The organism is Salipaludibacillus neizhouensis, assembly GCF_002886185.1.
Lineage (GTDB): Bacteria > Bacillota > Bacilli > Bacillales > Salisediminibacteriaceae > Salipaludibacillus > Salipaludibacillus neizhouensis.
Map to the genome: position 1 here is coordinate 1,259,699 of NZ_KZ614146.1, position 26,513 is coordinate 1,286,211.

General features: G+C 34.8%; 29 protein-coding genes. 25 read left to right on the forward strand and 4 right to left on the reverse strand.

Translation table 11 applies throughout. The annotated features are described in order from the left end of the window. The first annotated feature begins 296 nt into the window (after positions 1 to 296). The gene (locus CEF18_RS05980) at positions 297 to 470 is read left to right on the forward strand and encodes a histidine phosphatase family protein (protein WP_110937607.1); all 174 of its coding nucleotides are present in this window, start codon (positions 297 to 299) and stop codon (positions 468 to 470) included. A 41-nt stretch (positions 471 to 511) separates the two neighbouring features. After that, on the forward strand, positions 512 to 1,411 hold the full coding sequence (locus CEF18_RS05985; RefSeq protein WP_110935629.1) for a PhzF family phenazine biosynthesis isomerase: 900 nt from the start codon (positions 512 to 514) through the stop codon (positions 1,409 to 1,411). A 587-nt stretch (positions 1,412 to 1,998) separates the two neighbouring features. Here the strand turns inward: CEF18_RS05985 and CEF18_RS05990 are convergent. Beyond that, positions 1,999 to 3,273, reverse strand: coding sequence for an IS110 family RNA-guided transposase (locus CEF18_RS05990; RefSeq protein WP_110935630.1), 1,275 nt, complete (start codon positions 3,271 to 3,273; stop codon positions 1,999 to 2,001). 152 nt (positions 3,274 to 3,425) lie between these two features. On the opposite strand from CEF18_RS05990, the gene CEF18_RS05995 reads away from it, so the two are divergent. Beyond that, positions 3,426 to 4,253: a dihydrodipicolinate synthase family protein gene (locus tag CEF18_RS05995; protein ID WP_110935631.1), complete on the forward strand. Its 828-nt coding sequence runs from the start codon at positions 3,426 to 3,428 to the stop codon at positions 4,251 to 4,253. A 399-nt stretch (positions 4,254 to 4,652) separates the two neighbouring features. Here CEF18_RS05995 and CEF18_RS06000 read toward each other — a convergent pair whose 3' ends face one another. After that, entirely contained in the window at positions 4,653 to 5,273 is a 621-nt protein-coding gene (locus tag CEF18_RS06000; RefSeq protein WP_110935632.1) for a TetR/AcrR family transcriptional regulator, read from the reverse strand. A gap of 178 nt (positions 5,274 to 5,451) precedes the next feature. Here CEF18_RS06000 and CEF18_RS06005 point away from each other — a divergent pair, with 178 nt between their 5' ends. Then, positions 5,452 to 6,240: an SDR family NAD(P)-dependent oxidoreductase gene (locus tag CEF18_RS06005; RefSeq protein ID WP_110935633.1), complete on the forward strand. Its 789-nt coding sequence runs from the start codon at positions 5,452 to 5,454 to the stop codon at positions 6,238 to 6,240. Positions 6,241 to 6,605: 365 nt separating this feature from the next. On the opposite strand, the gene CEF18_RS06010 is transcribed toward CEF18_RS06005, so the two are convergent. Then, the gene (locus tag CEF18_RS06010) at positions 6,606 to 7,457 is read right to left on the reverse strand and encodes a LysR family transcriptional regulator (RefSeq protein ID WP_183041262.1); all 852 of its coding nucleotides are present in this window, start codon (positions 7,455 to 7,457) and stop codon (positions 6,606 to 6,608) included. Between the two features lie 117 nt (positions 7,458 to 7,574). On the opposite strand from CEF18_RS06010, the gene CEF18_RS06015 reads away from it, so the two are divergent. From CEF18_RS06015 to CEF18_RS06115, 21 genes are all read left to right on the forward strand, one after another. After that, entirely contained in the window at positions 7,575 to 8,669 is a 1,095-nt protein-coding gene (locus CEF18_RS06015) for an oxidoreductase (protein ID WP_110935635.1), read from the forward strand. 508 nt (positions 8,670 to 9,177) lie between these two features. After that, positions 9,178 to 9,756 carry a CDP-diacylglycerol--glycerol-3-phosphate 3-phosphatidyltransferase gene (pgsA, locus tag CEF18_RS06020; protein WP_110935636.1) on the forward strand — a complete coding sequence of 193 codons (579 nt, stop codon included), beginning with the start codon at positions 9,178 to 9,180 and terminating at the stop codon, positions 9,754 to 9,756. Between the two features lie 328 nt (positions 9,757 to 10,084). Next, the gene (locus CEF18_RS06025; RefSeq protein ID WP_110935637.1) at positions 10,085 to 10,474 is read left to right on the forward strand and encodes a hypothetical protein; all 390 of its coding nucleotides are present in this window, start codon (positions 10,085 to 10,087) and stop codon (positions 10,472 to 10,474) included. A gap of 44 nt (positions 10,475 to 10,518) precedes the next feature. After that, positions 10,519 to 10,908: a phosphotransferase gene (locus CEF18_RS06030; RefSeq protein WP_220693848.1), complete on the forward strand. Its 390-nt coding sequence runs from the start codon at positions 10,519 to 10,521 to the stop codon at positions 10,906 to 10,908. A 204-nt stretch (positions 10,909 to 11,112) separates the two neighbouring features. Next, positions 11,113 to 11,298: an HIT domain-containing protein gene (locus CEF18_RS26320; RefSeq protein WP_223292252.1), complete on the forward strand. Its 186-nt coding sequence runs from the start codon at positions 11,113 to 11,115 to the stop codon at positions 11,296 to 11,298. Positions 11,299 to 11,774: 476 nt separating this feature from the next. Next, entirely contained in the window at positions 11,775 to 13,022 is a 1,248-nt protein-coding gene (locus tag CEF18_RS06040; RefSeq protein WP_110935639.1) for an APC family permease, read from the forward strand. 28 nt (positions 13,023 to 13,050) lie between these two features. Continuing rightward, positions 13,051 to 13,623, forward strand: coding sequence for a bifunctional transcriptional activator/DNA repair enzyme AdaA (locus CEF18_RS06045; RefSeq protein ID WP_110935640.1), 573 nt, complete (start codon positions 13,051 to 13,053; stop codon positions 13,621 to 13,623). Continuing rightward, positions 13,613 to 14,092, forward strand: coding sequence for a methylated-DNA--[protein]-cysteine S-methyltransferase (locus CEF18_RS06050; RefSeq protein WP_110935641.1), 480 nt, complete (start codon positions 13,613 to 13,615; stop codon positions 14,090 to 14,092). The genes CEF18_RS06045 and CEF18_RS06050 overlap by 11 nt, the downstream gene beginning before the upstream one ends. Before the next feature lie 129 nt (positions 14,093 to 14,221). After that, positions 14,222 to 14,761 carry a DUF1572 family protein gene (locus CEF18_RS06055; protein ID WP_110935642.1) on the forward strand — a complete coding sequence of 180 codons (540 nt, stop codon included), beginning with the start codon at positions 14,222 to 14,224 and terminating at the stop codon, positions 14,759 to 14,761. A 224-nt stretch (positions 14,762 to 14,985) separates the two neighbouring features. Then, complete coding sequence (gene map, locus CEF18_RS06060; RefSeq protein ID WP_110935643.1) at positions 14,986 to 15,726, forward strand: type I methionyl aminopeptidase; 741 nt, start codon at positions 14,986 to 14,988, stop codon at positions 15,724 to 15,726. Between the two features lie 100 nt (positions 15,727 to 15,826). After that, the gene (locus CEF18_RS06065; protein ID WP_110935644.1) at positions 15,827 to 16,180 is read left to right on the forward strand and encodes a hypothetical protein; all 354 of its coding nucleotides are present in this window, start codon (positions 15,827 to 15,829) and stop codon (positions 16,178 to 16,180) included. A 316-nt stretch (positions 16,181 to 16,496) separates the two neighbouring features. Beyond that, positions 16,497 to 16,919, forward strand: coding sequence for a FosM family fosfomycin resistance protein (gene fosM, locus CEF18_RS06070; RefSeq protein ID WP_110935645.1), 423 nt, complete (start codon positions 16,497 to 16,499; stop codon positions 16,917 to 16,919). 194 nt (positions 16,920 to 17,113) lie between these two features. Beyond that, complete coding sequence (locus CEF18_RS06075) at positions 17,114 to 17,653, forward strand: hypothetical protein (protein ID WP_110935646.1); 540 nt, start codon at positions 17,114 to 17,116, stop codon at positions 17,651 to 17,653. A gap of 54 nt (positions 17,654 to 17,707) precedes the next feature. Beyond that, the gene (locus tag CEF18_RS06080; RefSeq protein ID WP_317624097.1) at positions 17,708 to 18,259 is read left to right on the forward strand and encodes a phosphotransferase; all 552 of its coding nucleotides are present in this window, start codon (positions 17,708 to 17,710) and stop codon (positions 18,257 to 18,259) included. Between the two features lie 360 nt (positions 18,260 to 18,619). Further along, a complete protein-coding gene (locus CEF18_RS06085; RefSeq protein WP_110935647.1) occupies positions 18,620 to 19,156 on the forward strand; it encodes an ATP-binding protein in 537 nt (178 codons plus the stop codon). An 88-nt stretch (positions 19,157 to 19,244) separates the two neighbouring features. After that, positions 19,245 to 19,724 carry a class I SAM-dependent methyltransferase gene (locus CEF18_RS06090; RefSeq protein WP_223292353.1) on the forward strand — a complete coding sequence of 160 codons (480 nt, stop codon included), beginning with the start codon at positions 19,245 to 19,247 and terminating at the stop codon, positions 19,722 to 19,724. A gap of 541 nt (positions 19,725 to 20,265) precedes the next feature. Next, on the forward strand, positions 20,266 to 20,691 hold the full coding sequence (locus CEF18_RS06095) for a GNAT family N-acetyltransferase (protein WP_110935648.1): 426 nt from the start codon (positions 20,266 to 20,268) through the stop codon (positions 20,689 to 20,691). Between the two features lie 238 nt (positions 20,692 to 20,929). Further along, a complete protein-coding gene (locus tag CEF18_RS06100; protein WP_110935649.1) occupies positions 20,930 to 21,685 on the forward strand; it encodes an aminoglycoside phosphotransferase family protein in 756 nt (251 codons plus the stop codon). 84 nt (positions 21,686 to 21,769) lie between these two features. Further along, positions 21,770 to 22,777, forward strand: a complete 1,008-nt coding sequence (locus tag CEF18_RS06105) for a DUF3231 family protein (RefSeq protein ID WP_110935650.1) — start codon at positions 21,770 to 21,772, stop codon at positions 22,775 to 22,777. 10 nt (positions 22,778 to 22,787) lie between these two features. Further along, the gene (locus tag CEF18_RS06110; RefSeq protein ID WP_110935651.1) at positions 22,788 to 23,258 is read left to right on the forward strand and encodes a hypothetical protein; all 471 of its coding nucleotides are present in this window, start codon (positions 22,788 to 22,790) and stop codon (positions 23,256 to 23,258) included. A gap of 280 nt (positions 23,259 to 23,538) precedes the next feature. Then, positions 23,539 to 24,741, forward strand: a complete 1,203-nt coding sequence (locus CEF18_RS06115; RefSeq protein WP_110935652.1) for an IS110 family RNA-guided transposase — start codon at positions 23,539 to 23,541, stop codon at positions 24,739 to 24,741. A 308-nt stretch (positions 24,742 to 25,049) separates the two neighbouring features. Here CEF18_RS06115 and pdxR read toward each other — a convergent pair whose 3' ends face one another. Next, positions 25,050 to 26,447: a MocR-like pyridoxine biosynthesis transcription factor PdxR gene (gene pdxR, locus CEF18_RS06120; RefSeq protein WP_110935653.1), complete on the reverse strand. Its 1,398-nt coding sequence runs from the start codon at positions 26,445 to 26,447 to the stop codon at positions 25,050 to 25,052. Between the last annotated feature and the right edge of the window lie 66 nt (positions 26,448 to 26,513).

Consider the following 26,513-nt stretch of genomic DNA (forward strand, 5'->3'; position numbering starts at 1 on the left):
TCTTCCCGTTTCTTATCATAAAACGCTCGTAATCTCTTATTACGTGGAAGGATTTCATCGTTTTAGTACCTAATCCCTATCGATTATATCTTCAACAAACAGGCGCAATTCTGTAATAAGAATTGCGCTTTTTCTATGTGACTAGGGGCATATTGTGGAAGATCAGTATAATTTTTTATCAGAAAATCATTACAAATAAAAGTGATAATTGGAAAATTTATGTTAACATGATAATAGAAAATATAAGAATTTGTGAAACTTTTTCACTTAAACTATATTATTTTGGAGTGGTGGTATTGAATAAAATATACGTTGTAAGACATAGTGAAGCTGAAGGACAATCACCAGATTCCCAACTTACCGAAAGAGATTTTAAACAGGCTAGGGAATTAGCTGATTTCTTTTACGAAGTAAAGGTTGACCGAATTATTTCTAGTCCAATTGAACTAGAAATTCTTAATGAATGGTAAAATGATGAAAACTATCTAATTTGAACTTAGGGGGAATGGGAATGAAGTCGATAACAGTTTATCATTATGATGCTTTTAGTAAAGAACCTGACAAGGGAAATCCTGCGGGAGTAGTTTTAAACGGTGATGAATTGACAGATTTAGAAATGCAAGAGATTGCTTACAAAGTTGGCTTTAATGAGACGGCTTTTCCAGTTAAATCTGATGTAGCTGACCTTAGAATTCGATTTTTTACACCAGGTCATGAAATGAATTTATGTGGTCATGCAACAATGGCAACTATTTATGCTTTAAAAAGTAAAGGGTTATTGGGAGATAAAACAGAGATAACAATTGAAACAAACGCTGGCATTCTACCGATTAAAATTAACACATCTGTCGATAGTGAAATATTTATAACGATGAAACAGGCTTCTCCCCAATTCAAGGAATTCACAGGTTCAAAAGAACAATTGGCCAACTCAATAGGATTAAAGGAATCAGACCTTCATGCTGATTTACCTATCCTTTATGGAAGTACAGGTACTTGGACTTTGCTAATACCGATAAAACAACTTGATACTTTTCAAAAAATGGTACCGAATCATAAGCAATTCCCTGAAATTTTAAAGGAAATGCCTAAATCATCTGTTCATCCTTTTTGTCTGGAAACATACGATTCAAAAGCTGATATGCACGCTCGGCACTTCTCTTCACCCTATTCAGGTACTATTGAAGATGCAGTAACTGGTACTGCATCAGGGGTAATGGGGGCTTTTTATGCAAAATACATAGAAAATAGTTTTATAGAACCTCTGAATCTTATAGTTGAACAAGGTCATGAAATTGAAAAAGATGGTCGGGTTGTAGTACATGTTTCAAAAAATAGTGAATCATTTGATGTTCAAATTACTGGAAATGCAATTTATGTTAAAGATTTTCAAGTTTTGTTAGAAAACTAAGAGTTTGTAAATTTATACACTTAAACAAAGGGGTGCGTTTCTTCAACAAGCAAGTTTTTTGTATAGGGCCAGTTTGTTAAAGAGTAGTTCCAAAGTTTTTGAAATTAAATTGGTAAATTTATGTTAAAATGATAATAGAAAATGTGAGAATTTGTGAAATTTTTCACTTAAACTCCCTCAGTGTGATTGTTATATCTCTTGAATGCTCACTTATTCGCAGGATTCCATAACCCTTCATAAGGGACCAGCGGAGGAATGGAATGAGTGATGATGGTTAAGGCTACATGAAGGCGTGCTCGAATAAAGGAGTTAGATGAAACTCCATTTTTTACCATATACTGCACGTATTCTCCACGCCGCCCCTGGAGGCTAGCCCTCCCATGTCTCAACGGGTCTTATAAAATAAGCCCTCTCATTCCTTCGTCACGCCTATCCAAGGGGTGGAGGCCGGTTTTGCTATAGGTATGGGTCATAGCCCTTTTGTTTAAGTCATCCAGTACTCCGTGCTTTCTTTGGATCCTGCGAATAAGCCAACATTCAAATTTTTAATAAGGTAATTAGGGTATAAAATAAATCTGTCTTCGTCATTATGCAGCTATAGAAGTTGAAGGTTGTACTTTTTCTGGGCAATAGGATTCATTGCGACGGGCCATGCTTACCAATATTCTTGCTAGTTTACCGATCAATTTCATGATAGATTTCATCCCCTTCATTTTCTTAACATGAATATTATTGTAGTGAAGATCTTTGAACTCAGGGTTGTTCATGACAAGACTCATGGTTGCTAAGTAAAGAAAGCGCCGTAGGCGGGATCTTCCTCGTTTAGAGATCACCACTTTTCCATTCCACTTACCAGAACTTGCCTCTACTAGATGTAAACCTGCATGTCGCAATAAAGCATTCCCATGGGCGAATCCACTTAGATCACCAGCTTCACCTAATATGCCAGAAAGTGAGATTTGACTAATACCTTTCATGGCCAGTAGTTTCATAGCGAAAGGGATTTGGTTCAAGCACTCCGTGACTTCCTGTTCAACTCTTTCGAGTTGTATGGAAGCAAGATCGTATTCCTCTAGCAATTGTGATAAGTGAAAGGTGTACGCATCAAGTGCTGTCTGGCTCCCGATAGATTCTTTAGCCAATTCACTTAGTAGACGGGCTTTTCGGAACCCAGGCTGTCTTTTCATGGTGGATCTCCAACCTTGAACAATGTCTTCCGGAGATAAGCTTTTAAGTTCTCCTGGAGTAGGAAATAACCGAAGTGTGGCAATGGCTCCTTTACATGTCACGTTTTTGAAAACTTCTCGCAACTCAGGGAAGACGACATCTACCCAGCGATTGATTTGGTTCACAGAACTGACCAGTCGTTTGACAACAACGTCTCGATTCGACATCAATACTTGGAGCTTTTCGAAGGATTCAGGCGTCTTGTAAATGAAGGCATAGTAGCCGTTTTTGACCATATCAGCGATGACGAGTGCATCTTTTTTATCACTCTTTGATTGAGTATTATCCCTATTTTCTTTATTTCTTTTGACTAAATAAGGGTTGACTGTGACAGCCTCAATGGTTTGATTTAATAACCATTTAGACAAGTTCGTCCAGTAATGTCCCGTTGGTTCCATCCCAACGATCGTAGATTGTAAGTTGTTTTTACGTTTTAACTCGTTGATCCAAACTTTTAACCTATGAAATCCATCCTCATTATTTTCAAAGGATAGGGGATCACCTACAACAATACCGCGGAAATTCACTGCACGAGCCACATGAATATGTTGGGCAATATCAACACCAACAACGAGATGACTGTCTGAAATTCTTTCAATCAATTGATTTTGTTTGTTTTGCATTTTATACTTCATATAGAGCTTCCTCCTTAGAATGATTTGTGTTCGTGTCTATAATCATTTTACTGAGGGGCTCTTTTTTTATCAAACCTGATAAATAACGATCTACAGGAATGCTAAAGGGGAGTTTAGATTAAGTATATAAAAAGGAAAAGGGGGATAACAAAATGCTAACAGAAAAAGTTCATATTGCCGTACCAACAGCTTTTTTTGAAGATGAATCTTTAAATGTCCAAGGGACAATAAGCCATATAAGAGACCTGTATAAACAAGGAGTAAAATCTGTTCTTGTCTCTGGAACTACTGGAGAACAGCATAGTCTAAACCTCCAAGAGAAAATTGAAATAATAAACGGTTTAGAACTGGAAGAAGAACTGATTAGTAATATGGAAATTTTATTTGGTGTGGCTTCAATTAGACAGAAAGAGGCAGAGGAATTAGCTGAAAAGATTCGATACACAAAAATATCCGGTATCATGCTTGGGTATCCCCCCTATGTTATACCAACACAAGAAGAAGCATTCGTTTATATAAAAAGGATTATGGACCTTAGTAATAAACCTACAATTTTATATAACAATCCAAAAAGAACTGGATTTGATTTATCAGAGAAGAGTATTATTCAATTAAGTAAGATAGACTTAGTGGTTGGAATAAAAGATGCTGGCAATAAAGAAAAAGTTGAACGAATAAAAAAAGGTATGCATAGAAACGATTTGTATTTTTATGCTGGTGGAGAAGTGGATTTAGAAGAAAAAGTATTACATGGATATAATCGTCTTTCTTCCATTGCTGGGAATGTTTCCCCGACAGAAATAAGTCAATGGTTTCTAAAAATGCTTATGAAGCAAAAAGTAAGTACACAAGAAAGCGAAAAAATAGAAAATATTATGGAACAAGTTTATCAAGGAAATGCTATTGTGAATCTGAAAAAAATCATTAATCGTAAGGGTATTCCAATGGGGATTTGCAGGAGTCCAATAGGAAATATTTAAATAGATAGTGAAATATTTTAGACTATATACTAAGATGTTTATCTCATCATGTAATATGTAGGTTGCTATTTCTGAACACTTTTAATTTTCCTCACTCGATACTTTTGAACTAACGAGTTTGCATTAGTTCGAGAAGCTAGATGCCCTTTATACCTAAATCCTATCGATTTTTCTTCCGAAATCATGCGCAAAACTGTAATAAGAAATGCGCCCTGGAGGCATATTGTGGAGTATCTCTCGTATTACGCAGTAGAAAATACTGTACAGCGAGAGTCTACACTTTTTAACGACTTTGTGAAGCTAAAGGGTGCGTATATTGTTTAAGTAAATACACTATCCCCCCTAGGCTTAACACAAAAACAGCCTATCCATAAGGATTGGCTGTTTTTGCATATAAGATTACCAAGTAGAACTCTGCATGTATGTTCGAATTAACTTTGTTACCGATTTATTGTATAAGGCTTTTGCTGTTTCTAAGCTTTCGATGTGCCCTCCAAGATAGAGGTGAATCAACCCGTGTAACGATGCCCATATAACGCAGACAACTTCTTGGGGGTCTTTCTCCGCAATTAATCCTGCTTCAATCGCCTCTGTAATAACCTGAGTGAACTGCTGCAATGCTGTAGTTGTAGCATAAATACTTTCTTCCTCTGGTTTAAACTCACTAAAAGCTCCACCGAACATCAATTGATAATAGTTGGGATAGTTATAGCTGAATTCCCAATAGGCTTCACATAGAGCACGAAGATAGTCTTCCATATTTTCCTGCCTTTTTACTGATTGGAAGGATTTTGCTAATAGTTTACAGCCTTCTAGATATAGAAGTTTAATCAAACCATCCTTTTTGTTGAATAAATTATATATAATTTTTGTCGAACATTCCATTTTCTCTGCGACTCTGCGAATAGTGACTGCGTCGGGCCCTTGTTCCTGTAAGAGCATTGCTGCAGCTTCCACAATGGTCTGTTTTAGATTTTCAGTATGCTGTAGTTTTGTTTCTTGATAGGTTTTTAAGTTCATGTGATGTCACCCTCAAATCATTCGGATTAAAAAAGAAACGGTGTTTCCACATCTGTACTATACTGTATTCAATCTTAGCTAGTCAAATTCGTAGACATTAGTTTCCACTTGGGATACAATGATACTCATAAGAAACAGTGTTTCTGTGTTTTGATAAACAACTGAAAGGGATGATGGAATGAAACAAGTTATTGACAAATGGGCTCTGATTACCGGTGCTTCATCAGGTATTGGTAAAGTATTTGCCTACGAATTGGCAGCTAAAGGGAGTCACTTGATCTTAACAGCTCGCTCGGAATCAAAACTTAATGATCTTGCTCGGAAACTAATGGAAAAATATGCTATACAAACGGAGGTAATTGTATCTGATCTGTCACAAGCAGGTGCTCCTTTAGAACTTTACCAAGAAACTATGGATCGAGGCCGCAATGTTGATATATTAGTAAATAATGCTGGCTTCGCTACACATGGATTATTAGAGAACCAGTCTTTAGAAAGAAATCATGATCAAATTATGCTGAACGTTATGTCTCTCGTAGAGCTTACTCATTTATTCTTACCCGAGATGTTGAAGAGTAGTAATGGTGCAGTTATTAATGTGGCTTCCACAGCAGCATTCCAACCAAACCCTTATATGGCTGTATATGGAGCAACCAAGGCTTTTGTACTCTCGTTTACACAGGCGTTATGGGAGGAAAACCGCAATCGGGGTGTTCAATTCCTTACTTTGTGTCCAGGGTCAACAGAAACAGGCTTCTTTGAAAGTGTAGGCACTAATGATGCAGTAGTAGGAAAGAAGGCTAGTCCCAAGCAGGTCGTAGATGTTGCACTTCAATCACTTGGGACTCGTCGATCTTATGTGGTTGTAGGGCGTCTGAACAATCTGGTTTCTCAAATAAATCGCTTTGTTCCAAAAAAAGTAATGCTACAGGCAGTCAGCGGTTTGATACGCCCAGCAAGTAAGTAGAAGAATACGGGTAACATTAAATAGAAGTGAATGGATAAAGAATAGGGGAGTAATGTGGAATAAAAAGGTCGTCAATCGTGTAGTGTAGTAGTACAAGGATACTGGTAATTGAATAGCCCTCTAAAGAGACGATTGCTTTCATAGTAATCGTCTTTCGTATTTGAGTTTATACTATTAGGAGAATCGATTACATGGCTAACGATTGTTATAGCGATTATTGTTGTGACATGTTTGATGATTGGAAAAAATACACCTGTGAGAAAGAAAGAGTCAGATTATAACAATAGTGTTCTTCATGATAGAAGTAGATGATTTTTATATAAGGTAAAATTAAAACCGCCCTTTCTAACCGACGAATACTTACTTTATAGTTTATTCTTATTAATTTTTTCAATAAAGGATGATAAACCCTTATTAGTTGCTAAATCTTTGCGTCTAACAAGATGTGTTTCCATAAGTCGATAATCTTCTGGCAGAGGGGTTGAGTTGAATTCTATTTCTTGGGTTTTATTAATTACTGATACAGGAAGAACTGCTGAAGCCAATCCCGACTTCACACAATTTAACAAAGTGTCTAAGGTACTAACTTCTATAAAGTTAGTTGGTTTTTCCCCGTTACTGTCTAACCAATCAACTAAAACCTTTCTAAATGGGCATCCTTCGGGAAATACTGCCCAAGTCTTTGATGTCTGTTCAGCCTTCACTCCTCTTTTAGTAACTAGACTAACTACATCTTGAATCGTATATTCGATTTCAAACAAATTAGTCTGTGTTTGGCCTGTTATAAATGCAGCATCAAGCTTGTATTTCTGGATCATCTCTAATAATTTTGGTGATGTTCCTGTTATTAACGAAATCGATACATTTGGATGCTGTTTTTGGAAATCAGAAAGTATATTCATAAATTTATTTGAGGCAAGAGTCTCAACAACTCCAATAGCTAACTTCCCCCCAAAGTTTTCAGCTTCTCGAACAGCAAAAATTGCTTCTTCAACCCGTTTATTAATGGAAGCTGCATGTTCATAAAAAATCAAGCCTCTTTCAGTTAAACTAACTCCTTTAGGGTGTCTATTAAATAGAGTAACCTCTAGTTCAGATTCCAGTTTTTTAATTCGATTGGTGATATTAGACTGTACATAGCCTAATTTGTCTGCTCCCTTAGAAAAATTTTCCTGATCAGCTACAGTTAGGAAAACTTTTAAATCAGTTAACTCCATAACATTCTCCTTATCACTTTTATTGATGGATATATCATTTTTAATCATTTTACTAAATACCAACCCCAATGTAAACTTTTAATTGCAAGCAAATAAAAAAACAGGAGTGTTTTGATTATGTCAAAGTATACTAATCTTTTTTCCGAATTTATGATTGGTTCATTGGAGTTATCAAATAGATCGGTAGTATCTCCAATGACTAGAACAAGTGCTCAACCGAACGGGTTAGCTAATGAAAGAATGGTCCAATATTATTCACGTTTTGCAAGAGGTGGATTTTCTTTAATAATTACAGAAGGTACTTATCCTGATTTGACACATGGGCAAGCGTATGAAAATCAACCCGGAATAGCATCTGAAGAACAAGCTGCTGCATGGAAACCAGTGGTAGATGCTGTTCATAATGAAGGAGGAAAAATCTTTCTACAAATTCAACATGCAGGAGCAATTGTTCAATACAATCGATATACGAACTATTCATTAGCTCCCTCTGCCGTTAAGCCAAAAGGAGAAAAACTTAAAGCCCATGGGGGGAGTGGCGATTATTCACTACCAAAAGAAATAAGTAAAAAAGAAATGGAGGCAGTTATTGAGAGTTTTGCCAATGCTGCATTAAGAGCCAAGAATATTGGTTTTGATGGTATTGAAGTCCATGGAGCCAATGGATATTTATTAGATCAATTTCATACGGACTATACAAATCTTCGTGAAGACGAATTTGGTGGGACACCTGAAAATCGTGTACGGCTAAGTGTTTTAGTGTTGAAAGCTATTCGAAATAAAGTGGGTAACAATTTTGTTGTGGGTATACGTGTCTCTCAAGGTAAAGTAAATGATTTCTATCATAAATGGAAAGGAAAAGAGGATGAAGCAAAAATAATCTTTGAGAATCTAGCCTCAGCTAGCCTAGATTATATACACACAACAGAATTTGAAGCAGATAAACCAGCGTTTGGAGAGCACAGTCATACACTTGCTAGCCTAGCCAAAAAATACGGAAATGTACCTGTAATTGCAAATGGGCAGTTAGGAGAACCCGAAACAGCAGAAAAAATGATAGGTAACAGAGAAACTGATTTTGTTGCAATAGGAACTAGTGCTCTAGCTAACCCTGATTGGCCAAACAAAGTAAAAGATAATCAAACATTATCTAAGTTTGATCATCGCGTATTGGATCCAATTGCAGTAATAAGAGAAGAAGAAACTTATTAGTAGGAAATTGAATAGTCAAACTTAATGTATGGTACTCCAATACGGGTATCCTTCAAACAAGAGGTGGATAAAAAGTGAGTTGGATATTTTTAATTATTGTAGCAATCTTAGAAGTTGTTTGGATAGCTGCCCTAAAAATGTAAAAGGGTTTTACAATTCTAACTCCTAGCTTTATAACAATTATCCTGATTATAATTACATTTTATTTCTTTGCAAAATCGGTTATTAGATTACCATACAGTTTATTAACTTTTATCAATTCACTATCAATGCTTATTAAACTCCCTCAGTGTGATTGAACAAGTAGGTAACTATTTTTAAAAAGAGGACAAATTTTGGTTTGTTCTTTTTTTATTGGGCCAGTTTGTATAATAACTCAGGCTTCAAAATTGGGTATTTATGTTAAAATATAAATAACATTAAAGTTTGTACTTAACGGGTAGGTTAATGCATGAAACAATCATAAAGATAATAAGTGTATAAATAATAATCCAAAGGGAGGAACAATATGAATTTACCAAATAAGATAACGATTATTAGGATATTCTTTATTCCAGTATTTTTGATTTTTCTTTTAGCTCCAATTCCTCTAGGCGAGATACAAATAAAAGAAATCGATATCCCCATCGCACATTTTATTGCAGCAATACTTTTTATTATTGCTTCAACTACTGATGGACTAGATGGATACTACGCACGAAAATATAATTTAGTTACGGACTTTGGTAAGTTTCTGGACCCTTTAGCTGATAAGTTGTTAGTTGCAGCAGCATTGATAGCTCTAGTGGAGTTAAATATAGTACCTGCTTGGATTACTGTAATTATTTTAAGTAGGGAGTTTGCTGTAACAGGGCTTAGACTAATCGCAGTTCAAGAAGGAATTGTAATTGCTGCAAGTAATATTGCAAAATGGAAAACTCGAATTCAAATAATCTCTATCTCAGCATTACTGTTACATAATTATCCTTTTGTCTATATTGGTGTTCCATTTGATGTTTGGTCTTTGTGGATAGCTATGATTATTACTCTATATTCTGGATGGGATTACTTTGTAAAAAATAAGCACGTGATGCTTAAAAGTATTTAGCAGCTGATTCACAAGCGGGACAGCGTTGGTTCAACAAGCTAGCTGCCCTTTATTACCTAATTCCTACCTATTATTTCTTCAACAATCAGGCGCAATTCTGTCATAAGAATTGCGTTCTTTCTTTTTGTTTAGGACCATAATGTTGGAGAGTAGTTTCTAATATTTTGAAAATGAATTGGGAAATTTATGTTAAAATGATAATAGAAAATGTGGGATTTGTGAATTTTTCACTTAAGCTAAAAGGGAGTTTAGTTACACAACAGACTTTAAAGGAATTAATAAACAAAATAGTGATATATATATATAAATTATTTTAGGGGGAAAGCAATTGATTAATGAAGTACCAACTGTACAAAAAGTGGAGGAAGAACTAATTGAACATTACGACGACTTAAAAAATATAAATAAAGTTACATACTTAGGAAAAAGTGATAATGTAACATTTTGTATTGAGACTGTAAATACAAAAAGATATTTACTTAAACGTCATATGGAAACTAATTCGAAAAGTGTGATTGAATCTGAATTGTTATGGCTAGAAGAGTTAGAAGCGAACACTAACTTAAAAGTTCAAAGACCAGTAAGCAATATAAACAATCAATTCATTTCAGAAATAATTGATGAAAGAACAGGTAATCATTCTTACTGGACTTTGCAAGTTTGGATTGAAGGAGAAACATTGAATAGACAACCAACTGATGTTGAGTTAAAAAATTAGCTCAATTAATAGTTACTCTTCATGGACATTCCGTTTGTTGGAGTGTGCCTAAAGTATTTGAAAGACCTTACTATAATAATGACAATCTATTGAGTTCGCTAAATCAATTAAAACAAATGTTGGCTTTAAATGTTATGTCTTCTGATGACTATAAAGTATTACAAAAGACTACAGATAAAATAGTAAAGGTAATTAATTCGCAGGATAAAAATAGTGATACTTGGGGTATTATTCATTCCGACATTCATGAAAGTAACTATGTATTTAACCAAGGAATGCCTTCCATTATAGATTTTTCATCATGTGGATTTGGATTTTACTTATTTGATATTACCGAAACCTTTTTGCATCTTATGCCAAAAGGTAGGGAGAAATTAATAACCTATTATCAACAAGAACGCAATTTGCAAGGCAACTACTGTGAATTATTATAAGCGTTTTTCATATGGGCAATTATTCGAAATTTTGCATTTCTATCTAAAAACGCTAATGAACACAATGAGTTAGCTAAAACCATTCCAATGATAGTTGAAAAATTTTGTCAAAAATATCTAAAAGAGGAACATTTCTTGTACAACTAACGAGAGATAGTTGTACAACAAGAACAATAGTTAAGGAATTTATTTAGGAGGTATAGTATGTCGAACGATATATATTGCGATGAAATCTTAAACGGGCTTCTCCCAGTTAAAAAGGTCATAGAAACTGAAAGGGTACTAGCGTTTTATCATACACGCCCCAAATTTGAAGCCCATATCGTAGTGATACCAAAGAAACACATTCCGTCGCTGATTGAATATGACGAGCAGAGAAGGAAATTTTAATAGAACTACTTGGAGTGGTTCAACAAGTTGCAACCCAACTTAACGCAGAGTACGGAGCTTGCGGTGGGAAACCTACATGGGTGAATACCAATCATCTAAACACTTACATGTACATGTTCGGGCTGGAAAACAACTTAGACCCACGGGAGCTTTGGTGAAATAATTCTGTCGCTATCGGACAAGCGTTAGTGCAATAAGATAGGTGCATTTTAGTACCTAATTCCTATCGATTCTTTCTTCAACAATCAGGCGCAAATCTGTAATAGGAATTGCATCCTTTCTTTGTGTATAGGGCCATAATCTGGAACTAAGTGGTTGCTTACAACCAAACCTATAGAATAACAAAAATGGTGATCAAACTTTGAAAAAACAACGCATATGAGCCGTAATTGAAAATCCCCTAATTACATCGCAAAAATCCGGAAGCGTATTTTAATCCTTCATTGTTATACTGCATTTAGAAAAGAGGTGACTACATGCCCAATACATCAATCGGATTATTTCAAGGTATTGCTTTATATATTGCAACCGTTTTAGGGTCAGGTGTGCTTTTTTTATCCGGTGTTACTGCCTCAATAGCCGGACCGGCATCCATATTATCTTGGATGATCGTGATCATCATTAGTTTTCCCCTGGCTTATTCATTTGCCTGCTTAGCAAGGGAATACCCAGACGCTGGAGGGGCTGCCACTTTTGTAAGATATTCATTTGGGGAACATTCAGGTAATATTATTGGATGGTTCTATTTTGTCACAGCAGCAGTTGGACAGACCATCGTTTCTTTAACAGGAGCTTATTATTTAGGGAATGCTTTTGATTTTTCTCAGATTCAAATAACGTTTTCTACCCTATTGATCTTAGTTATTGCCGGGATTACTAATTATTATGGCATTCGAGTAAGTGGCAAAATTGCATTATTGTTAAGTGGGTGTTTATTTCTTCTATTAGTAATAACGATTGTGTTGGCTATTCCTAGTATAAGATGGAATCAATTTAGCCCTTTTTTTCCTAACGGAAGTGGTTCAATTGGATCTGCTGTAACCGTGATTTTTTGGGCCTTTTTTGGTTGGGAGGCGATTTGCAACCTTGCAAGCAATTTTAAGAATCCAAGTCAAAACATCGTTAGAAGTACCATTATTAGTGCCTTAATTATAGGGGTGCTTTTTCTTTCCCTTAGTTTTATAACCATTGGAACAGGAACGTACGGTAATGAGGAGAGTAATTTATCGCCCATTGCCGTTATTATGAATGATACGTTTGGTTTGAATGCTCAATTAATTACCGGTATTCTTGCCTTCATCATTTGTACAGGAACAACAAACGCATTTGTTGCAAGTCTTACTCAGCTTGGTTATTCATTAAGCAGAGATGGAGCGTTTCCTTCTTATTTTTCTGTGCTACACCCAGAAATCCAGATATCAAGACGCATGGTTTTGTTTGTCGTTATGTTCGCTGGGGCAGGGGTTATCATTACAAACGCTCTTTCTCTTACGTTTAATGATATTTTATTTATTCCAACGTCCTTGGGGATACTCGTTTATATTCTTTCAATGGCTGCTGGTGTTAAACTGTTTAGAAAAGGAACCTTTCCCTGGTTGTGTTCATTGACCGCCTTTATCTTATGTGCGCTCGTCCTTCCGTTTTTTCGGTCATATATCATTGTTCCATTGGTTGTCATTTCTATATATATAGCTTATATGTTCTTTTGTAATAAAAGGCGTTAAAATATTGAAAAGACAGGAGTTGAACGAGATGATTGTTCATACAAAGTTTTCTTTCAATGAAATGGTAAAAATCGCTAACAGTTGTGACTATTCATATGACGGTCTGTTTTTCTATGCAGTGAAAACCACAGGAATTTTTTGCCGACCCTCTTGTAAGTCGAGAAGCCCCAATAAAGAAAATATCACCTTTTTTCTAACATCAGAAGAAGCAAAACGAGCAGGCTTTCGTCCCTGTAAAAGATGCCAACCGGACTTGATGAAATTTGATCCTAAAATGGATCTTATTAATGACACAAAAGCATATATTCAAGGGCATTATAAGGAAAAATTTACATTACAACAATTAGCGCAAAACATCGGCATAAGTCCCTATTATTTAGGGCGACTCTTTAAAGAATACACAGCAAGAACACCACGCGCCTATTTAGAGAGTATACGTGTACGTAGAGCCGTTCATCTATTGAAAAGCACTGACTTGTCAATTATTGATATTTGTTATGAAGTAGGTTTTCAAAGCGCCTCAAGTTTTTATCATGCTTTTCAAAAGCAAACACAGCATACACCTCAACAGTATAGAAAGGAAATAAGCTATGATCTATGACGAATGTCAAACAGAGATAGGGCGTCTAAGATTTGTTCTAAGGGAAAATGAAACGCTTGTGCGCATATTTTTAACCGATCATCATTGGTTATCTTTTGTTGGAAATACCCCTGTTAAAAAGAGCTCTGAGCTAGGAAAACCTATTCGACAACAGTTACAAGAATATATTGGTGGGGAACGGAAGGAATTTAATTTACCATTCGCATTTGAAGGGACATCATTTCAAATGCAGATATGGGAAGCATTGCAAGCTATTCCTTATGGGGGAACAAAATCTTATTCAGAAATGGCCCGTTTTATTGGACGACCACAAGCTATTCGTGCCGTTGGCCATGCAAACAGTAAGAATCCGTTGCCGATTATATTTCCTTGTCACAGGGTTATTGGAAAACGTAAAAGTCTGACTGGATACGCTGGAGGTATAGAAATGAAAAAGCAATTACTTCATATTGAGGGTGTCATTATTTAAATACCCCACAAGAAATCAACAATCCTACAGGATCAATTGTACCCATGGGAGGAATAAGTCATGTCCTAAAAACGTGTACCTATGTAATGTAATATTCTATTGTATTATTCTTTAATAAGGGGGAGTTAAATGGAGATTGGAAAAGAATATTTGAGGATTGTAATAGAAAGATTTAATAGTGTAAAAAGCCTTGGAGATAAGACATTAAACCAATTATCGGAAGAGGAAATACATTGGAATTATAATAGCGAGTCCAATAGTGTGGCAATAATAGTAAAGCATTTAAGTGGAAATATGGTTTCAAGGTGGAGTGACTTTTTAACTTCAGATGGGGAAAAAGAATATAGAATTCGTGATGAAGAATTTATAGATGATATAACTGCGAAAGCAGAGATAATTACTGTTTGGGAAAAGGGTTGGAAAGTCCTAATCGAGACACTAACTGATTTAAGTGAGCAAGATTTATTAAAAAATATATACATTCGCGGAGAAAGTCATTTGGTCTTAGAGGCTATTGAAAGGCAAATGGCACATTACGCATATCATGTCGGACAAATTGTATATATGGGCAAACAACTAAAGGATAATAATTGGAAGAGTCTCAGCATTCCAAAAGGGAAATCCGAGAAATATTTACAGGTAATGCTTGAAAAACACCAGGATAAATAGGTTGAGATTGTTCTACTAACGGAGGTTTAGTGCAAGAAGCTAGTTGCCTTTTAGTACCTAATTCCTATCGATACTATCTTCAACAATCAGGCGCAAATCTGAAATAAGATTTGCACCCTTTTTTTGTGTATAGGGGCATTTTGTTGAAGAAAAAGCCGTTCCGTTTATAATAGAACCTAAATGGAACGATAATCATAAAATGCTTTAAAAAGGGAGAATACACGATGATTGCAAAGACTGAAGAGGATTTTAATGGATTAAGAGAAATTGGTAAAATTTGTGGAGCGATTCGAGATAAATTAGTCCAATGTATTAAACCTGGAATTACTACAAAAGAACTCGATGAAATTGCGGAGGAGATTTTTGATAAAGCAGGAGCTCAATCTGCACCAAAAGGAGAATACGATTTTCCAGGGTATACGTGCATTAGCATAAATGAAGAAGTAGCGCACGGGATTCCGGGGGAACGGACCATTCAAGAAGGGGACCTTGTAAATATTGATGTTTCAGGTTCTAAAAACGGGTATTTCGCAGATACTGGAATTTCCTTTGTTGTTGGGAAGGGAGAGATAATTTTGCAGAAAATATGTGACGTTGCTAAAGAAGCATTCGACGCTGGACTTGAGAAGGCAAAACCAGGTTCGAAAAAAAGCGCTCTCGGAAAGGCTGTACACAATGTGGCGAAACAACATGGCTTAACTGTCATAAAAAATCTTACTGGACACGGTGTTGGGCGCTCGATTCATGAAGCACCAGACCATATTTTCAATTACTTCTCTCGCTGGGATGACGAAATTTTAAAAGATGGTATGGTAATTGCCTTTGAGCCTTTTATCTCTACATTTGAAGAGAAAGTTTTCCAATCCGAAGATGGATGGACCCTCCTAACCGATGAAAGCTATGTGGCTCAATACGAACATACGATTATTCTTACAAAGGAAGGACCGATCATTACTACATTGTAAGAGCATAAATACCACAATCAGGAGCAATTCTATAGCAAGAATTGTGCTAGTTCTTTTGTATAGGGCCATTTAATGGAATAAATATAAGGAGAATAGTAAAGTGTATTTACTTTTATTTACCATAATTTATAGTGTAATAACACAGGTTTTGAATATAGGCTATGGACCTGCTATGGGAATTTATTTAATAGGTTTAGGCCTTGTCAAAGGTTTTTTTAGCGAGGAATTAAAAGATGTCTTTAATTTCATAAAAACTAAGTACTTGTACGAAAAAAACGGATTTAAAGACTCTTTAATGGATTTATTGTCTTTAATGTTAATTTTTATTAATTCATATTTAATCGATTATGAGCCATTTTTCCTTTTCAAATTTGTTTATATGTTTTTGCTTATTGCACTTGTATACCGCTTTCTATTTTGGGGCTTAACACGAACAATAAGGAAAAGAAACTAACTTTATGGAGTAAAAGCCAATGTTCGAGAATAGGGTGCGTTAGTGACTTAACAGAAGCAAGCTGCCTTTTAGTACCCAATTCCTATCGATACTATCTTCAACAATCTAGGCGCAATTCTGTAATAAGAATTGCGTCCTTTCTTTGTGAATAGGGCCATTTAATGGAATAAGACTTCCAAACTTAACCGGATATTTATGTTAATATTAGTATAGTTTGTAAACAAATATACTTAAAATAAAGTGGCAGAATACTTCAATAAGATTGATTTCCCTTGTATGATGGAAATATTAAGAAGTCTAAATTTGAGGTGATACGGTGCAAGTGAAAGGTCTCAATCATTTTTTATTTTCAGTGTCTAATTTAGAGGAATCTAGTAAGTTTTATAAAAATGTGTTTGATGCAAAGTTGTTAGTTAAGGGTAGAAATACTGCCTATTTTGATTTAAATGGTATGTGGCTTGCTCTTAATGAAGAAAAAGATATTCCTCGTAATGAAATTAGCCAATCATATACACATATAGCTTTTTCAATATTAGAATCAGAATTTGATATTATGTACGATAAACTAAAGAAATTGAATGTAAACATCCTGTTAGGTCGCTCAAGAGACGAAAGAGATAAAAAGTCTATTTACTTTACTGACCCAGATGGTCATAAGTTTGAATTTCATACAGGTACTATACAAGACAGACTGGATTATTACAAAAAGGAAAAAGCACATATGAAGTTTTACGATTAATTGATTTCTTGTTCAAGCAACGAGTTGCTTTGGAGAGATTGTGAAGGATTGTACTTAAAGTAACGGTAGCGCTTCTTGAATATCCGTATATTGTTGTCCCTGATCCGCTATCGTGGTTAGTTTAACATGAGTTATGTTTTAAATAAACAATTACACGAATTAATCGTCTAACTGCATGAGAGGAAGTGTTTTTTATGAAAAAACTTATTTTATTTTTATCTATGTCAGTATTGGTAGGTACATTGATTGCTTGTACTGATACAAATATTGAAAATGAAGGTGTTTCAGAAGAAACAAATCAAGAAGAGGTTCAAGAAACTACAAATGAAGTCGTTTATGAAATCCCGAATGATAGTTGGGATTTATCGTCAACATTTGAACATTCCATTTTAGATGAAGATGGAAAAGAAGTTTCTTATACGATTGTAGGTAATGAAGAAACGTTAGGTTTTACTGGTCCAATTCCGATGGATGTAGAAATAACTCATAAAAAGATTTGGTTTTATTTTGGGGAAGAAAATATTTATGATAAGCCAGTTGAAGTAAAAGCTGTTAAAGAAGGTACAGAAGAACTTATTGATTTGCATTCAGGTTCATTTTATGAAGGTGCTGAAGTAAGTCCTAATAGTGTCAATATGCCATCTCATTTGGAGTTTCCATCATCAGGATTATGGAAGATCCTTGTTTATATTGACGGTGAGTTTTATGAAAGCATTGTGGTAGAGGTTTATTAGAACGAATAAAATTCTTATTTAACGGGTGCTAGGCTTCAATAAGTGCGAGCCAGCTTGTTGCAGATTAGTGTGATTTTTTATCAGAAAATGAATACAAATAAAGTGTTAACGGGTATAAAAAATGAATTTCCGAACTGGTCAAATTTTGTTGAAAACCAATTTTATAGTTTTTCTGAAGATGTAAAGGACATTTTGGAAGAACAATTATTTAAAAAATCCATTGAAAAATTTGAAAAGATGAAACAACAGTTACCGTCTCCAGATGGACCAAGCTTTGTACATATGGATTTTCGTCCAGCAAATATAATTGTTGATAATGACAAAGTTTCAGGAATAATCGATTTTGAAAGCGTAAGATATGGTTCAACAGAAATCGATTTTACCAAACTGTATCGCGATTTTTTAAGTGTGGATGTTAACTTGTATGATGCATACCAAGAAGGCTATAACAGTATTAGGCCATTAATTGACCTAGAAAATGTATTACCTTTTTACCGATTTACTGATGCCTTTAATAGTATTGGATGGTGTAAACGTCGAGGAATTGAAAAAAATGCTTTATTTCTAGAGGAAAATTTAGCGAGATTAGAAAAATGGTTATTATAAAATATAGATGATTTTCATCTGTTTTTGAAGGAATGTTCTTAACGTAACGGGTGAGCGTTAGTTTAAGAAGCTAGCTGCCCTTTATTACCTAATTCCTACCTATTATTTCTTCAACAATCAGGCGCAATTCTGTCATAAGAATTGCGTTCTTTCTTTTTGTTTAGGACCATAATGTTGGAGAGTAGTTTCTAATATTTTGAAAATGAATTAGGAAATTTATGTTAAAATGATAATAGAAAATGTGGGATTTGTGAATTTTTCACTTAAACTATTTATTGAAGAAGGAATATGTTAGAAAAAGTTGAATTCTATTGAATCTCAAATCAGTCAAATAGATTTGATCATATGGGAGGAGAAAAAATGAAAGGCAAACTTCATATATTGGGAGGTGCTGGGTCAGGAACTTCGACACTGGGAGCTTCATTATCAAAAATCTTGCCTCATACATATCTTGATACAGATGATTACTTTTGGATAACCAAATTTACAGAACAAAGGCAAGTACCTGAAAGAAGACGAATGCTTAAAAAAGATTTATCACTAAATGAAAAATGGATTCTATCAGGAGCTGTATGTGGCTGGGGTGACAATTTTAAATCCTATTTTGACTTGGCTATATTCTTATGGATTCCCCAAGATATAAGGCTTGCGAGATTACAACAGAGGGAATTTAAGAGGTATGGAAATGAAGTATTACCTGGTGGTAGCAAATACGACCACTCAAAAGCTTTTTTAGATTGGGCTTCTTTATATGATAATGCTGGTATGGAAGTTAGAAGTAAATCTTTACACGAACAATGGATGTCAAAATTATCTTGTCCAATATTAAGGATTGAAGGAGATTATTCAATCGACGAAAGAGTGAATATTGTCTTAGATTATTTAAATTCTAATTAAACAAAAGGGTAGCATGTAACTTCTGTTATGGCGCTAATACGACAATATTGGTTTAGCTTATGATACTACTCGTAAAGCCGACCCTGAAATTACAAGGCGTTTACGAAGTCATTTACAAGTGTCCAATGGAAGCAAAATACTTGATATTGCTTGTGGAACAGGTAATTATACTGTTGCTTTAGAAAATACGGGTTTACATATGACTGGAAGCGATATTTCTAAAGAAATGATTAAGAAAGCAAAAGGGAAATCAAAGACCATCAATTGGGAAGTAGCGAATGTAAACAGACTACATTATGAGAATAATATCTTTGAAGGAGTTACATGTACATTAGCGACTCATCATTTTGATAATCTTTTAAGTCCTTTTAAGGAAGTGTTTAGAGTTCTTGATAAAGGTAGATTTCTCATCTTTACTTCTTCTCCTGAACAAATGAATAATTATTGGCTTAAAGAATACTTTTCAGAGGCTATTGAAAAATCTGCTAATCAAATGCCGAATGTAGGAGAAGTCAGCAATGTACTAAAAACAGTTGGATTTAATATCGTTGGTCATGAAACATTCTAAATACAACCTGATTTAAAGGACTTTTTTCTTTACAGTGTCAAGTACGAACCGAAAATGTACTTGGATGAAAAAGTACGTTTAGGAATTTCTACATTCGCAAACTTAGCTTGAAAGGAAGAAGTAGAAGAAGGTTGTAATAGGCTAAAAAAGGATATTGAAACTAAGAAAATAGAAAAAGTTTTAAATAAATTTAGTAGCATTTTAGGTGATTATGTTTATGTTGTTGCTGAAAAGAGATAGTAAATGCTTGTTAACGGGTTAGCGTTAGTTGAACAAGCAAGCTGCCTTTTAGTACCTAATTCTTTCTTCAACAATCAGGCGCAATTCTGTAATAAGAATTGCGTCCTTTCTTTGTGATAGGGCTATATTGTGGAGAAAATTATCTCTTTTTAATTGGATATTTATGTTAAAGTAGAATGAGATTGTGAAGAGAAATACTTAAAGCTAAAGTCGCAGGTTACTTGAAGAAGGATATTTAATTATCTAAGGGGAATTAATATAAATTTATACATATTTTTAATTTACTGGAAGGGGAAGGGAAATGAATGCTAGATTGAATGAATTAAAAATAAGTGACGATAAATCACTTTTAAACATTGATACAATTTACGTTTTTATGCAACGTAGTTATTGGGCAAATAGGAGACCTAAGGATAAAATCAAGAAATCTATTGAAAACTCCTTATGTTATGGGGTTTATGATGGTGGTAAACAAGTGGGTTTTGCCCGTATCGTTACCGATTGGGCGACTATGTACTATCTATGTGATGTATATATTGATGAAGATTACAGAGTACAAGGGATAGGAAAGAAATTGATTGAAGAAATAGTAAGTTCTGAGTGCTTAAGGAATTTATTTGGTTATTTGGGTACCAAAGATGCACACTCACTTTATGAACAATATGATTTTATCCGGGAACAAGAAAAAGTAATGACTCGGATGCCTGACTTTTTAAGAAATAAATAAGGGCATTGTTGTTCAACTAAAGGGAGCTTATATTCAATAAAACCATTTTAAATCATCTTCAACGATCAGGCGCTATTCTGTAATAAGAATTGTGTCCTTTCTTTGTGTATAGACAGTTTGTAGAAAAAGTATGTTCTTTAGAATTTGAAATTAAATTGGAAAATTTATGTTAATATGTCAAAAGAAAACCTAAGGAGATACCACAGGAAGATTAATTAAAATGTAGGGAGAGTACTCCATGGATTTAGATAAACTAATAGCAAAAGGAAATACTGCGAAGATTTATCATTCCGAAAACAAAATAGTAAAAGTTTATAACGATTTTTTGCCTGAAACGGAATCCATAAATGAAGCAAATAAGCAAAAATATGCATATTCATGTGACCTTCCTGTACCTGAGATTTTAGATGTTACTAAAATAAACGGAAAACAAGCAATTATAATGGAATATGTTAAGGGAGAAACATTAGGAGATTTAATGTTCAAAGATAAAGAACAAGCAGAATATTACTTGAATATTTCAGTCGATATGCAAATGAAGATTCATAACATTAATCCCAATCCAGAAGCAATCGAAGCAATGTATGATAAATTATACCGTCAAATTAAGACTACGAATAAATTAGATAACAAACAAAAATCTGATTTGTTAAAGAAATTGGATTCATTTACTTACGAAAATAGGCTCTGTCATGGAGACTTTCATTTATTTAATTTGATTAAGACAGATGACCAAGTGGTAGTTATAGATTGGGTTGATTCGAGTGCAGGAGATATCCGTGCTGATGTATATCGGACCTATCTTTTATATTCCCAAGTTTCTTCTGAATTAGCTGATATGTACTTACGAGTTTATAGTGAAAAGAGCGGAATTTTAAGGTCAGACGTTTTTCAATGGGCTCCAGTCATTGCTGGTGCAAGATTATCTGAAAGTGTGTCAACAGAGAATTCTGAACGACTTATGAAGATTATAAATCACTACTGCTCATTGTGAAATGACAACACCTATAAAAAATATTGAATTAAAATACTATCCTAAGCTAAACCTAAGATAGAAAAAATTTTAGGAGGAAATTATATGCCAGAAAAATCAGCAATTACGTCTTCTGAATTAGGTGTATTATGGCTTACGTATCAAGAAAAGACAATGATTTTACGTATGTTAGAATATTTTATAGAGAAAGCCGAAGACGAAAAAGCCAAGAATATTATGAAAAATTTACATGGAGAGATTGCCACTTACGTTGGTATTATTACAGAAATTTTACAAAATGAAGGGGCGGTCGTCCCAGTTGGCTACACAGCTCAAGATGTCAACAAAGAGGTGCCGAAATTATATGATAATGGTTTTGACATCATGTTTCTTCGCCTATTGAAACAAATTAGTACGGGGCTACACGCATTAAATATAACGATGACTTATCGAGAAGATATTGTACTGATGTTAACCGAGCTAACTGCCATTACGCAAAAGTATTACAACCTTTGCACACAATATTTGCTTGAAAAGGGATTACTTGTTAAATCTCCTCATGTTTCAATGCCAAGATCAGTTGAATTTGTGAAAGATAAGCATTACTTGACTGGACTCTCCGTTAGTCCGTTTAGCGAAAAACGTTCATTAAATACAGTGGAAGTTGCGCAACTTCATCATTCGATTGAATCAAATATTACGGGGCTTCAAATGATTACAGGTTTTGCTCAATGTGCAAATGAAAAAGAAGTAAAAACCTTCTTTAATGAGGGGGCTGAACTTGCTAAAGGCATTGTCAAGGAATTAACTGAAATCTTGCTTGAAAACGACACACAAGCTCCTCAAACAGCAGGTGGTAATGCAACCCGATCAACAATACCACCATTTTCCGATAAGTTGATGATGTATTGCACAAGTCTTTTTTGCAGTTTTTCGATGGGAAGTGGTTCATTAGGGACGGCTTTTAGTTTACGAAATGATTTGCCACCTAAAATGACGATTTTTCTGAAAGATACATTTGAATATGCTCATAAAGGTGCAAAAATTATGATAAAAAATGGTTGGATGGAAGAACCACCTCAAACGGAAGAGCGCAATCATCTGTTGAAGTGAGTGATGGAGGGTGAAGGAGTATAGAAAGCCTAAAAAACATGAGGCGTTATTATGGAGTATAGCTTTACCAGGATTCGGTCAGTTTCTAAATAGAAGTTTATTTAAAGGTAGTGTATTCATTTTTTTGGAGATTCTTATTAATGTTTTAAGCAACTTAAATGTAGCGATTATACATTCATTTACAGGAGAAATACAAAGAGCCATTGATGTAACAAACTTTCAATGGCTTATGTTTTATCCTTGTTTATATATGTTTGCCATGTGGGATGCATACCTTAATGCAGATGGAGAAGTGAACTGCTTTTCCTACATACCTTTTGTATTTGGAGCGTTTTTTATGACAATAGGCTTAATATATTCACCCTCATTAAAACTATTTGGATTGATAATGGGTCCTGTTTTTTTACCTATGCTTTCTTTAATGCCTGGACTTTTGGTAGGGTTTATTATTTATAAATTAGTTACTATCTACAAGACTTAAAAACTTTTCGACTCTTCAACTATCGGGTGGCGTTCGTATTATAAGGTTAACCAGATTTTACTGGTTGACCTTTTTTATATAGGACCTATTATATCAGTAGCCAGGGTAGGACGAACGGGTGCGTGGGACTATTGATCCCGTCAACTAAACTGTCCGCCCCCTACTCATAGAAACATGTTTGAGGCTGGTTGAGACAATGATCTCGAATAACAAGCGAAGCTATGATACTAGGAGATGGAAATAGGTGTACTGGTAAGTAAACAGGAGAGGAAGAGATAGAATGAATCCAGTAATTGGTCTGGATGTTTCAAAAGGAGAAAGTGAAGTACAAGCCTTTTTAGATAAGAGAAAACCTTATAAAAAAAGCTTTAGTGTATTGCACAACAATAATGGTTTAGAGAATTTACTTCGTTTTTTGATAGAAGTGGAGGGTGAAACTGGGGTTAGACCCACAGTAATATTTGAATCCACAGGTCATTATCACACATCACTTGTTCAGTTCTTAGAGGAGAATGATTACCTCTACATTATGGTCAATCCGTTACTATCTTATCAAGCAAAAAAATCAAGTTTACGGAAGGTAAAGACCGATGCGATAGATGCTTATAATTTATGTGAGCTTTTCTATAAAGAAGAATTGGAGCCATATAAACAAAGAGGTATTCAACTTCTGAACCTACGAAATCTCTCAAGGCAGCACGAAACAGTGACAGGTATTTATGTACAAACAAAACTACAATTCCATGCGATATTAGATCAGGTATTTCCTGAGTATAGAGGGGTTTTTGGAGATTTATTTTCAAAAGTTTCACTGAACACCTTATTGGAGTTTAGTACATCAGAAGCTGTTTTGAAGGCTGGGGAAAATCGACTATCAGATAAAATTGCAAGTGAATGTGTAACTAGATCAGAGCGTTGGGCGAAGGATAGAGCGAAAAAGTTGGTTGAAGCAGCTCATCGCAATCCATTTAAAAACACTCTGTACCAGAGCCATTTGATTAGTCTTCAAATGTATATTCAAATGCTTCTCCAGTACCAAGAGCATCTTTCAAAGTTAGATGACCAAATAGATGCCCTGGCAGAAGAAATAGAAGAATATAAGATTATCCAATCGATCCCTGGAATAGGAGGGAAAATCGCGGCAACGATAATTTCCGAAATCGGAGAGATCGAACGGTTTAATCATCCTAAAAAACTAGTGGTCTTCTCTGGTATTGATCCGAGCGTTCATTCATCTGGTAAGTTCACAGCAACAATTAATCGGATTAGCAAGAGAGGATCCAGTCGATTGCGTCATGCCTTATATATGGGAGCCCTCTGTGGGATTCGTAGTTCTCGCAATAAACGGCTTAGAGAGTTTTATGATCGCAAACGAGAAGAAGGAAAACCCTTCAAAGTAGCTATGATTGCTTGTACTAATAAGCTGGTTCATTGGATTTTCATTCTTTTGAAAAGAAAAGAGACTTTCCTAGATTTAGCTTAAGGGATATAATTAAGTAATTAATCCAAAACCTTCCAATAGGATAAAGGAAGGTTATTTGGTATGTTTATTTTTAGTATATCATTTTGTTTTAAAAATTTTTATAGAAAAATATTGACTTCTATTAGCTGGTTTTGTTCAACAAGCAAGCTGACTTTTAGTACCTAATTCCTATCGATTCAATCTTCAACAATCAGGCGTAATTCTGTAATAAGAATTGCCTCTTACATTGTGAATATGGGCAGTTCGTTGAAGAATTATAGCTTCTAGAAATAACAAAAATCCGCCCGAATAAGGGCAACAGGAAATTCTTATTTTATACCCCAAGATTTACTCAGTAGATAAATCCCTCTTTTTATTTCTTCTTCTGATACTCCCGAAAATCCTAATGACATTGTTTTCAATGCAGACCCTTTTTTGTATGAATCAGATACAGGATAAACTCTTACACCATGATTTTCAGCTTTTTGAATAAGTTCTTGTTCACTTAACTCTAAATAAACATCAATGAGAATTCGAGGACCTGAATTTTCTCCGTGAATGTTAACTTTATCACCTAACTCATTTTTAACTGCTTCTAAAATGATTTTTCTTTTCTTACGGTAAAGCTTTCTCATCCTATTTAAGTGTTTTTGCCATTCTCCATTAAGTATGAACTCCGCAAGGGCATATTGGTTATTGGAAGAGACCGTTTGTTTAAACAGCGTGGTAACCTCAGTTGCTTTCTTTAATAATGACTGCGGAAGAATCATATAGCTAATGCGTAGTGTAGGTAGAAAAGACTTTGAGAAAGTTCCTAAATAGATAACACGATTTTCCCTATCCAGCGCTTGTAAGGAAGGGGTAGGTTGACCACTGTATCTAAATTCTCCATCATAATCATCTTCAATAATATACGATTGATTATCAGCTGCCCATTTTAATAATTCTAGCCTTCTATTAATGGTCATAATTCTTCCTAAAGGATATTGATGCGACGGTGTTACATAAATTAAGTCAGGGATGTTTTTCTTAACTGCGTCCATTCTTAAGCCTTCACTATCTAGTGGTAAAGGGATGATTTCTTTTCGATTTAACTCAAAAATTTCTCTAGATCTTGGATATCCGGGTTCTTCAAAGCCGACTTTAAAACCGGTGTTTAGAATGTGACATAACATCTGCAGAAGGTAAGAGGTACTTGCACCAATAATGATTTGATTTGGGTCGCAATTTACGCCTCTGGATTGGTAAAGGTACTCGGTTATAAGAGATCGAAGCTCAATTTCTCCTAAGACGTCGCCAGGTCGACAAAGCTTTTCTGAATATTTATCTAAGCTAGCAACAACGCTTTTTCTCCAAGCAGAAAAAGGGAAAAAACTAGAATCAACGTGACCATAGTGAAAATCAATGATCTCATTTGTTAGTACATTAATATCTTGCACAGGTAATTCAGCAGTCTTTGGATCAGAGTGTATCAAAAATAACTCCTCGTAATCAGCAAAAATCCCGCTCCTTGCCTTACTTAAAATATAGCCTTCTGCTAAGAGTTGATCATATGCTCGTTCAACAGTTGTTTGACTGATAAGTAGTTTTTTGGCTAAGTGTCTTTTTGAGGGGAGTTTCATCCCTTTTTTAATACGTCCGTTGTGCATATTACTTTTAAAAAATTCAATAAGTTGTTGATTCAATGGATTATTAGATTCCCTGTCTAAAAATGGTGTTAAGTCCAATGGCGGTACTCCTTCAATCTGACATTGTTAAAAATCATAAAACTGGCCTTTTTCAAGTGGTCAATT